The organism is Sphingomonas sp. (assembly GCF_035490575.1).
In the GTDB taxonomy this organism is placed as follows: Bacteria; Pseudomonadota; Alphaproteobacteria; order Sphingomonadales; family Sphingomonadaceae; genus Sphingomonas.
The window spans coordinates 1-9206 of sequence record NZ_DATJLI010000135.1 but is presented as its reverse complement, the minus strand read 5'-3'; the positions used below and the strand labels follow the sequence as shown (position 1 = coordinate 9206).

Annotated in this window: 11 protein-coding genes; 1 reads left to right on the top strand and 10 read right to left on the bottom strand. The window is 67.8% G+C overall.

The genetic code is table 11. The annotated features are described in order from the left end of the window. The 9 genes from purH to rpmF form a co-directional block, all read right to left on the bottom strand. The coding region (gene purH / locus VL973_RS10150; protein WP_325283903.1) for a bifunctional phosphoribosylaminoimidazolecarboxamide formyltransferase/IMP cyclohydrolase at nt 1-1455 on the bottom strand (1455 nt) is incomplete at its 3' end. 46 nt (nt 1456-1501) lie between these two features. Continuing rightward, on the bottom strand, nt 1502-3235 hold the full coding sequence (locus VL973_RS10145; protein ID WP_325283902.1) for a heparinase II/III family protein: 1734 nt from the start codon (nt 3233-3235) through the stop codon (nt 1502-1504). Further along, entirely contained in the window at nt 3232-3894 is a 663-nt protein-coding gene (gene rpe / locus VL973_RS10140) for a ribulose-phosphate 3-epimerase (RefSeq protein ID WP_325283901.1), read from the bottom strand. The genes VL973_RS10145 and rpe overlap by 4 nt, the downstream gene beginning before the upstream one ends. Nucleotides 3895-3937: 43 nt before the next feature. Beyond that, on the bottom strand, nt 3938-5209 hold the full coding sequence (locus VL973_RS10135; protein WP_325283900.1) for an RsmB/NOP family class I SAM-dependent RNA methyltransferase: 1272 nt from the start codon (nt 5207-5209) through the stop codon (nt 3938-3940). A gap of 75 nt (nt 5210-5284) precedes the next feature. Further along, on the bottom strand, nt 5285-5638 hold the full coding sequence (locus VL973_RS10130; RefSeq protein WP_325283899.1) for a MerR family transcriptional regulator: 354 nt from the start codon (nt 5636-5638) through the stop codon (nt 5285-5287). Nucleotides 5639-5649: 11 nt separating this feature from the next. Beyond that, on the bottom strand, nt 5650-5949 hold the full coding sequence (locus VL973_RS10125; protein WP_325283898.1) for an integration host factor subunit alpha: 300 nt from the start codon (nt 5947-5949) through the stop codon (nt 5650-5652). Nucleotides 5950-6043: 94 nt separating this feature from the next. Continuing rightward, complete coding sequence (locus VL973_RS10120; protein WP_325283897.1) at nt 6044-7006, bottom strand: beta-ketoacyl-ACP synthase III; 963 nt, start codon at nt 7004-7006, stop codon at nt 6044-6046. Then, the gene (gene plsX, locus VL973_RS10115; RefSeq protein WP_325283896.1) at nt 7003-8034 is read right to left on the bottom strand and encodes a phosphate acyltransferase PlsX; all 1032 of its coding nucleotides are present in this window, start codon (nt 8032-8034) and stop codon (nt 7003-7005) included. The genes VL973_RS10120 and plsX overlap by 4 nt, the downstream gene beginning before the upstream one ends. 38 nt (nt 8035-8072) lie before the next feature. Continuing rightward, nucleotides 8073-8252 carry a 50S ribosomal protein L32 gene (gene rpmF, locus VL973_RS10110; RefSeq protein WP_325283895.1) on the bottom strand — a complete coding sequence of 60 codons (180 nt, stop codon included), beginning with the start codon at nt 8250-8252 and terminating at the stop codon, nt 8073-8075. Between the two features lie 202 nt (nt 8253-8454). Between rpmF and VL973_RS10105 the strand changes: the two genes are divergently transcribed. After that, nucleotides 8455-8892 (top strand): MAPEG family protein, encoded by a 438-nt coding sequence (locus VL973_RS10105; RefSeq protein WP_325283894.1) that lies wholly within the window; start codon nt 8455-8457, stop codon nt 8890-8892. Here VL973_RS10105 and VL973_RS10100 read toward each other — a convergent pair. Beyond that, nucleotides 8889-9206 (bottom strand): glycosyltransferase (locus VL973_RS10100; protein ID WP_325283893.1); only part of this gene is annotated, 318 nt, incomplete at its 5' end. The genes VL973_RS10105 and VL973_RS10100 overlap by 4 nt on opposite strands.

Here is a 9206-nt window from a genome sequence, read left to right as displayed (position 1 = left end):
CGCCTCTACCGCAGCCAGCAGACCGTCGGCAAAGGGAAAGAACGCGTCCGACGCGACCGCCGAACCGATGGTGCGCGCCTTGGCCCAGCCGGCCTTTTCCGCCGCGTCGCGTGCCTTCCACGCGGCGATGCGCGCCGATTCCAACCGGTTCATCTGACCCGCGCCCACCCCGGCGGTTGATCCGCCCTTGGCATAGACAATGGCGTTCGATTTGACGTGCTTGGCGACTGTCCAGGCAAAGCGGCAATCGGCCAGTTCCTGTTCGCTCGGCTGGCGCCTGGTCACGACCTTTAGATCAAGGTCGGCCAGCGTGCCGCCGTCGCGCGACTGGACCAGCAGGCCCCCGGCGATCGACTTGACTGACAGGCCGGTGCGCGCCGGATCGGGCAGGTCGCCGGTCAGCAGCAGGCGCAGGTTCTTCTTGGAGGCAAACACGGCCTTCGCCTCGTCATCGGCATCGGGCGCGGCGACGACTTCGGTGAAAATCTCGGTGATCGCGCGCGCGGTATCGCCGTCCAGCGGGCGGTTGACCGCGACGATGCCGCCAAATGCCGACACCGTGTCGCAGGCAAAGGCCGCGCGATAGGCGTCGATCAGCGTGTCGGCGCTGGCGACTCCGCACGGATTGGCGTGCTTGACGATGACGACCGTCGGCGGGCCGTCGCGAAACTCGCTGACCAGCTCCAGCGCCGCATCGGCGTCGTTATAGTTGTTGTAGCTCAACGCCTTGCCCTGCAACTGGCGGGCCTGGGCAATGCCGTTGGCATGGGCGCCGCGCGGCAGATACAGCGCCGCCGACTGATGCGGGTTCTCGCCATAGCGCAGCTCGTCCGCGCGGGTGAAGGCCAGCGGCAGCGTTGCGGGAAATGCCGCGCCCTGATCGGCAAAGGCGAACCACTGGGCGATGGCCGAATCATATGCCGCGGTTGCGGCATAGGCCTTGGCCGCCAGCATCCGGCGCTGGTCCAGCGTCGTCTCCCCGCCCGACACCAGCACATAATCCGCCGGATCGGTGACGATCGCGACATAGGCGTGATTCTTTGCCGCCGAACGCACCATCGAAGGGCCGCCGATGTCGATATTCTCGATCACCTCGTCCCGCCCGGCGCCCTTGGCCACGGTCGCTTCGAACGGATAGAGATTGACGACCACCAGGTCGATCGCGCCGATGCCGTGCGCGTCCATCGCCGCCTTGTGCTCGGCATCGTCGCGCACGGCCAGAAGGCCGCCATGGACCATGGGGTGCAGCGTCTTGACCCGCCCGTCCATCATTTCCGGAAAGCCGGTCAGGTCGGAAATGTCGCGCACGTCCAGCCCCGCGTCACGCAGCGCCTTTGCCGTCCCGCCGGTCGAAACCAGCTCGACACCCTTTGCGGCCAGCGCCTGGCCCAGTTCGACGATGCCGGTCTTGTCGGAAACCGAAAGCAGCGCGCGGCGGATCTGGATATTGCTCATGGCCCGCGCGGTTAAGCGCGACCGCGCATGGGTGCAACCCCGTGCGTCAACGTGAGCGGTGGAACGCCCAACTGATGCTCGCGCCTCCCGGCGGCGCTTCGCCCGACAGCACCAGTTGCCGCGTGGTGACGGGCCGACCAGCGGCGTTCACCCACAGGCTCTCCTCGATCGTCAGCGCCGCGCCCTTGGCCCGGAACTGCCACAGGCGCTGGCCCGGCAGGCGCAGAAACGCGGCCTGACCGTCGGATGTCGGCGCGACCTCGACCTCGGGTGACAGGTGGAAGCGGATGGCAAAGGGCACGGTATCGCGGCGACGCTTGCGCCCTTCGGGCAGCAGCATGTCCTCCCCGCGCAGATCGCGCCCGTCATTGCCCAGCGCCAGCAGGCGGCGATGCTTGAAGCCGAATCGGCGACCATAGCCGTCATGGCTCGCCTCGATCCGGCTGGTCGGCTCGCTTTCCTGACGGCTGAGTTCGACTTCAACCACGCCCTTGCCCAGCGTGCCGTCGGCATTAAGCGCGGTCGAGTTCGAATCGCCCAGCACCAGCGTCGAGTGGGCGGCCGTGGTCCGCAGCGCCTCCGTCAGCGCCGCCGGCACCTGTGCCAGCGCCGCGCGCGCGCCACCGCAATTGACGACGATGCGGCAGGGTCCGTCCGACAGTTCGAACGCCAGCGTCGAGGCACAGCCGCCCTCGACGATCCGCGCAACGGGCGGCGGCGCGGCATCCATGATAACCAGCGTGTTGCCCGCCGACATCCGCTGATACCCCCAGTCGCGCGACTGGCGCAGCGGACGGGTGCGGATTCCGGTCGCCTCGACCGTCTGCATGACCAGATCGGGATCGATGGGCGCGCCGCCCTGCCAGCTCGACAGTGTTTTGTCGCCGTGACAACAGCCCAGCAACGCACCGACCATGCGCGGCAGGCGTTCGCCGATGAAGGCGGGCAGTTCCATGCGGCGCGCGGCATAGGTGCCGCGCAGCATCGTCAGCAGCTGGATCGCATCATACAGCGCGGCGGGCGACCGGCCGATGATGCCGCCATCGTCGGTCAGCGAGGCGCCGAGCGCGCGTTGCAGACCGCCTTCGCCGAATGCCCGGCGCGGATCGCCGCCGGGGATCATCAGGCCACCCGCGACGACGCCGCACCATGCCGCGATGCGCGCGGTGCCGGCGGGCGCCTTGTCCGCCGTCCGGTCCAGATGCCGGGCACCGCGCGCCAGCGCGTGCAGCACGTTCGAGCGATAGACAAGGTCGGTCGATGACAGGATCAACGGCGCGTGCGCGGTCCAGAACAGGATGCGCCGTCCCCACAGGTCGGGGCGCCACGCCGGTTCGGACACCACCTGCCCATGCGCGGCGATCCATTGCCGCATGATCGCTTCCGCCACCGGCGCGGCGACGGCGCGCGTGGTCACGCTCGACAGGTCGCGCAGCCAGGCAAAGGCGTGGATATGGTCGGCACAAGCGCGGCTGAACATCGGCCGGTCGAAACCGAGCGCGGTCAGGTCATGCTCCTCGCCGCGAAACGCCAGCCGACCGTTCAGCAACGCCTGACCCCGCGCGACATCGCCGAAAAACGGGTCGTCGGCGACCGTCAGCAGCTTGAGCGGATGCCGGCCCTTGAGCTTCAGCGTGTGCAGCGGCGTGCGCCAGGTCAGCCGTTGGAACCGTTCGGCAATGCGGTCCGACAGCGACAGCCCGCCATCGCCCCCCTGCCGGATCAGCCGCTTGCCTTCCTCGATCCCATCGGCGCCGGGATCGTCGGGCCGGGTGCTCAACCGCCCCTCAATGCCCGAATATTATCGGCATAGGCCGAAGGCCCGCCGCGAAACGCCGCCGTTCCCGCGACCAGTGCGTCCGCGCCCGCTTCGACCACGCGCGCCGCGTTCGACGGGTCGATACCGCCATCGACTTCAAGATCGATCGGCTTGCCCAGCTTGTCGATCATGTTGCGGATCGCGGTTACCTTGCGAAGCTGGCTTTCGATGAAACGCTGACCGCCGAAACCGGGGTTGACGCTCATCACCATCACCAGATCGACGTCCTCCAGCAGATAGTCGAGCATCTTGGCGGGGGTCGCGGGATTCAGGACGACCCCGGCGCGCTTGCCCAGCGCCTTGATCCGCTGGACGCTGCGGTGGCTGTGCGGCCCGGCTTCGGGATGGATCGAGATGCAATCGGCCCCCGCCTCGGCAAAGGCGTCGATGAACGGGTCGACCGGTTCGATCATCAGATGCACGTCGAACGGCTTTTCGCTGTGCGGGCGCAGCGCCTTTACCACCATCGGCCCAATCGTCAGATTGGGCACGAAATGGCCATCCATCACATCGATATGGATCCAGTCGGCACCGGCGGCGTCGATCGCGCGAACCTCATCCCCCAAACGCGCGAAATCGGCGGACAGGATCGACGGGGCAATACGGACGGGCTGCTGCATGATCGCGCTTCCTTAGCAGCCGCAACGCACGCGGCAACGCGGTTTATGGGCGGCGACGAAGTCGCGCGATAAAGAAACCGTCGATGCGGCCCTGATCGCCAAGCATCGCCGGCAATGTCCGCAAGGTGCCGTCATCGCGGGGCATGATACCGGCGGGCAGTTCGTCAGCTGTGATCGGTTCGATCGCATAGTCATCGCGCGACCCAAGAAAGCGTGCCAATTGCCCCTCGCCCTCAACCGGTTCCAGCGAGCAAACCGCGTAAACGATCCGCCCCCCCGGCCGCACCCAGTCGGCGGCGCGCGACAGGATGCTCGTCTGCAGCGCAGCCGTCTCTTCGATCAGGCGGGGATGGGCGCGGTGCAGCACATCGGGGTGCCGCCGGAAAATGCCGGTCGCGCTGCACGGGGCGTCGATCAGCACGGCATCAGCGGAGGTATCGGGCGTCCAGCGCGCGACATCGGCCGCAACCAGCGTGGCGGACTGGCGCGTCCGGTCCAGATTCTCGCGCAGCCGCACCAGCCGCTGTTCGGAAATGTCGACCGCGGTCACGTCCCATCCGGCGGCGGCGAGCTGCATCGTCTTGCCCCCCGGCGCGGCGCACAGGTCGAGCACATGGCCGCCGCCCGCGCCCAGCAGCCGCGCGGGAATCCCGGCGGCCAGATCCTGAACCCACCAGCCGCCATCGGCAAAGCCCGGCAACGCGGGCACGTCGGCGCCCGCGGGCAGCCGGACATGACCCGGCATCAGGCTGATCCCCGACAGACGCGTGGCCCATTCATCGGTGGCGGCGGGGTCGGCGAGCGTCAGGTCGACCGGCGGCGGCGCGGCGATGGCGGCACGCGCCGCCTCGACCATCGCCGCGCCATGCGCCTGTTGCCAGCGGACCGCGACTTCGGCGGGCAGGGTCGGCAACTCGGGCAGCGCCGCGCCGCCACGCATCAGCGCGCCGAACACACCGTGCACCAGCTTGCGCGGGCCTCCGTCGACCAGCGGCAGCACTGTCGCGATCGCCGCATGGGGCGGCGTGCCGAGCCGCAATGCCTGGACCAGCGCGATCCGCAGTGCGAACCGGGCCTTGGCATCGTCGGGCAGGCGTTGTCGGGTCGCCCTGTCGATCAGCGTGTCGAGGTCGGCCAGCCAGCGCAACGCCTCTGCCGCGATGGCATGGGCAAGACCCCGGTCGGCGGGCGCCAGCCCGTCGCCGGCGCGCGCCAGGCCGGTCTCGATCGGCTGGCCCCGTCGCAAGACGGCGTCGAGCACGCGCAGCGCAGCACGGCGCGACGCCGTGCCGACAGGGTCGAATCGCGGGCGCATGGCGGATCGGGGGCGGGCTTTTGGCGTATCGGACAAGCCGCGGCTCTAGCGTGCGGCGGCAGCGTGGTCGAGGGGTCAGCCCGCGTCGCGATCGAGCGCGGCGACCATCAGGTCGCGCAACTGGCGAAGCGGGTTGTCCTGAACGGCGGTGGTCAGCTTGCTGGCGCGGGGACTGGCAGTCGCCTCACTGTCCAGAAGCTGCTGGACGCCGCGGATCGTATAACCCTGCTGGTTCAGCAACTGGTCGATGCGCCGCACCAGCGCCACATCCTCGGGTCGGTAATATCGGCGCTGGCCGGCGCGCGTCAGCGGTCGAAGCTGCGGGAAACGCTGTTCCCAGAAGCGCAGCCGATGTTGGGGCAGGCCGGTTTCCTCGGCAACCTCGCCGATCGTGCGGAACGCGGTGTCGGCCTTGGCAGGCCCCGTCATCGCGGCGTCCGTCAGCCGCCCGCGACGATGCGGTCGCGCATCATCTGGCTGGCGCGGAACGTCAGGACGCGGCGCGGCGCGATCGGCACTTCGACGCCGGTCTTGGGATTGCGGCCCACCCGCTCGCCCTTGTCGCGCAGGATGAAGCTGCCAAAGCCGGAGATCTTCACATTCTCACCGCGCGCCAGCGCCTCGCACAAATGGGTCAGGATCTGTTCGACCAGTTTGGACGAATCCGTGCGCGACAAGCCGACTTCACGATGCAATGCGTCCGCAAGATCGGCGCGCGTGAGAGTCCCGACAGCTTCCATCACCCAGCCCTTAAGCGTGTTGTTGCCCCTAACCCTATCAGAACGCGGCAAACACGCAACGCCGCTCCTTTGGGGGATGCGGTCGGCACGCGTCCTAATAACGGACGACGGCCGCACCCCAGGTGAAACCACCGCCCATCGCTTCCAGCACCAGCAGCTGTCCGCGCTGGATGCGGCCGTCGCGAATGGCGGTGTCAAGCGCAAGCGGCACCGAAGCGGCGGAGGTGTTGGCGTGCTGATCGACCGTCATCACCACGCGTTCGGGCGGCAGGTCCAGCTTGCGTGCGGTTGCGTCCAGGATGCGGGCATTCGCCTGATGCGGAACGACCCAGTCGACGTCCGATGTTTCATGGCCGGTCACGGCCAGGGTCTCGCGCATCACCGCGGCCAGATTCACGACGGCGTGGCGGAACACCTCGCGCCCCTTCATCCGCAGCTTGCCGACGGTGCCCGTAGTCGAAGGGCCGCCATCGACATAGAGCAGGCCGTTGTGGCGCCCGTCGGCGTGCAGCCGCATCGCCAGAATACCCTCATCCTCGCCCTCGCGCGCTTCCAGCACGATCGCGCCTGCGCCGTCGCCGAACAGGACACAGGTGGTGCGATCCTCCCAATCGAGGATACGGCTGAACGTCTCCGCCCCGATCACCAGCGCCCGGGTATGCGCGCCCGCGCGGATCATCGAATCAGCGACCTGCAGCGCATAGAGGAAACCCGAACACACCGCCCCCACGTCGAACGCGACGCAATCGTCAATGCCCAGCGCCGCCTGAACCCGCGTGGCGCTGGCGGGAAACGTCTGATCGGGCGTGGCGGTCGCCAGCACGATCAGGTCGATGGCCCGCGCCTCGATCCCTGCCGCCTCCAGCGCGCGGCGGGCGGCATCGGTCGCCAGCGTGGCGGTGGTTTCGCCTTCGCCAGCGATATGGCGGAAACGGATGCCGGTGCGCTCGACGATCCATTCGTCGCTGGTATCGACACGCTCGGCCAGCTCGTCGTTCGAGACGCGGCGATCGGGCAGGGCCGAACCGGTGCCGGCAATGACCGAACGAATCGTCATGCCGCCCGCGCCTCGATATTGCCCAGATCGTCGCCGATCCGGCGGGTCAGGTCATCATCGACCAGCTTGGCGGCGAGTTTCAGCGCATTGGCGATGCCCGCGGCATTGGCGCCGCCATGGCTTTTGACCACCAGCCCGTTCAGGCCCAGAAACACCGCGCCATTGTGATTATTGGGGTCGAGGTGATCGCGCAGCAGCTTGGTGGCGGGGCGCGAGATCAGGAAACCGATCTTGGACCGGATCGAGCTGGAAAAGGCGCGCCGCAACAGGTCGGCGACGAATCGCGCGGTGCCCTCAGCCGTCTTGAGCGCGATATTGCCGGTGAAGCCGTCACAGGCGATGACATCGACCTGGCCGCGCGACAACCGGTCGCCCTCGATAAAGCCGGTGAAGTCCATCGGCAGATGCCCCGCCGCGCGCAGCCGACTGGCGGCGTCACGGATGATATCGGTGCCCTTCATATCCTCGGTGCCGATGTTCAGCAGCGCCACGCGCGGCCGGTCGAGGTCGAGCGCCGTGCGGGCATAGGCCGCGCCCATGACCGCGAACTGCACCAGATTGCGGGCATCGCAATCGGTGTTCGCGCCAAGGTCGAGCATCACGGTATCATTGGCGCCAAGGCTGGGCAGCAACGCCGCCAGCGCGGGCCGGTCGATGCCGGGCATGGTCCTGAGCGACAGCTTGGCCATTGCCATCAGCGCGCCGGTATTGCCCGCCGATACGGCAGCCCCGGCACGTCCCTGCTTCACGGCGTCAATGGCAAGACCCATCGACGTGACGCGCGCACGGCGAATCGCCGTGCTGGGCTTGTCATCCGACGTGACAGTTTCAGCTGCGTGCACAACTTCGACCCGATCCACCAGCGCGGATCGGGCGCGAAGTTCGGCATCGATGACCGATTGATCGCCAACCAGCAGGAACGAAAGGTCGGACCGCTCGGCGGCGGCGCGCTCGACACCGTCGAGCATGACGGAAATCCCGCCATCGCCGCCCATCGCATCGACGGCGATCCGGGTGCTGCTCGCCATGTCCTCTTGTCGTTCCCCGTGATCCGGCGTGTTCGTCCTCAGGCTTCGACCGCGACGATCTCACGGCCATTATAATGGCCGCACGCGCCGCACAGGATGTGCGGACGCTTGAGTTCGCCACAATTCGGGCACTCCTGGAACGACTCGACCTTCAGCGCATCGTGCGAACGACGCATGCCGCGCCGCGACGGCGTGGTCTTTCTCTTGGGAACGGCCATCTCGGCACACCTTCTTCGATTCTGTAACGTCGGGGTCGCGATACGCCCCCTGCGCGGGTCGGGCAAGCGTGCGAACAGGCACGCATCCTTTCACCGCGGATACCAGGGCAGGTCGCGAAGCGAGCGTGCGCCTATAGCGATTTTCGTGTGCGTTGCAAGCCGTGCGCGACGGTGGCAAGCATCGGACCTGCAAGGGGGATTGATGATGGGCCTGTCGGTAACGCTGGCGACCGCGGGTGTAGCGGCGCTGATAAACCTGTGGCTGGCATTGCGAATCCTGCGGATTCGATTTGGCCAGCGGATCATCCACGGCGACGGCGACGATCCGGTGCTGGCGCAGCGGATGCGCGCCCATGCCAACTTCGCCGAATATGCGCCCATCGTCCTGATCCTGATTGCCGCGATCGAATGGACGGCAGGCACGTCATGGTGGCTGGCACTGGCGGGCGGTCTATTCATCGCCGGCCGAATCGCGCATCCGTTCGGGATGGCGGGCTGGCTGCCCGCGCGCCAGCTCGGGACCGGCATCACCCTGGCCGTCACCGCACTGCTGAGCATCGCGGCGATCACGCTGCCGTTCGTGCAGAAGCCGGTGATGGCGACTGACGGGCCGTTCGTCCCCAATATCTATCGCGGTTAGGCGCCGCCCAGGATGCGGCGGTAAAGCGCGATATAGTCGTCCGCCATCCGCCCGACCGAGAAGCGCGCCTCGACCGCGCGGCGACACGCGGCGCGGTCGATCGAATCGACATGCTCGACCGCCGCCGCCGCCTGTTCGATCGAATCAACCAGAAATCCGGTCACGCCGTCCTCGATCAATTCGGGCATCGATCCGCGCCGCATGGCGATGACGGGCGTGCCGCACGCCATTGCTTCCACTACCGATAGCCCAAACGGCTCGTCGAAATTGATGAGGTGGAGCAGCGCGCGCGCGCGTCCCAGCGCCTCGACCCG

Bases quoted from the DNA above. Each gene is read 5' to 3' on its own strand.
- VL973_RS10130 (WP_325283899.1), bottom strand. From the start codon at position 5,638: ATGACGGGGCCTGCCAAGGCCGACACCGCGTTCCGCACGATCGGCGAG.
- VL973_RS10120 (WP_325283897.1), bottom strand. From the start codon at position 7,006: ATGACGATTCGTTCGGTCATTGCCGGCACCGGTTCGGCCCTGCCCGAT.
- rpe (WP_325283901.1), bottom strand. From the start codon at position 3,894: ATGCAGCAGCCCGTCCGTATTGCCCCGTCGATCCTGTCCGCCGATTTC.
- VL973_RS10135 (WP_325283900.1), bottom strand. From the start codon at position 5,209: ATGCGCCCGCGATTCGACCCTGTCGGCACGGCGTCGCGCCGTGCTGCG.
- rpmF (WP_325283895.1), bottom strand. From the start codon at position 8,252: ATGGCCGTTCCCAAGAGAAAGACCACGCCGTCGCGGCGCGGCATGCGT.
- plsX (WP_325283896.1), bottom strand. From the start codon at position 8,034: ATGGCGAGCAGCACCCGGATCGCCGTCGATGCGATGGGCGGCGATGGC.
- VL973_RS10105 (WP_325283894.1), top strand. From the start codon at position 8,455: ATGATGGGCCTGTCGGTAACGCTGGCGACCGCGGGTGTAGCGGCGCTG.
- VL973_RS10125 (WP_325283898.1), bottom strand. From the start codon at position 5,949: ATGGAAGCTGTCGGGACTCTCACGCGCGCCGATCTTGCGGACGCATTG.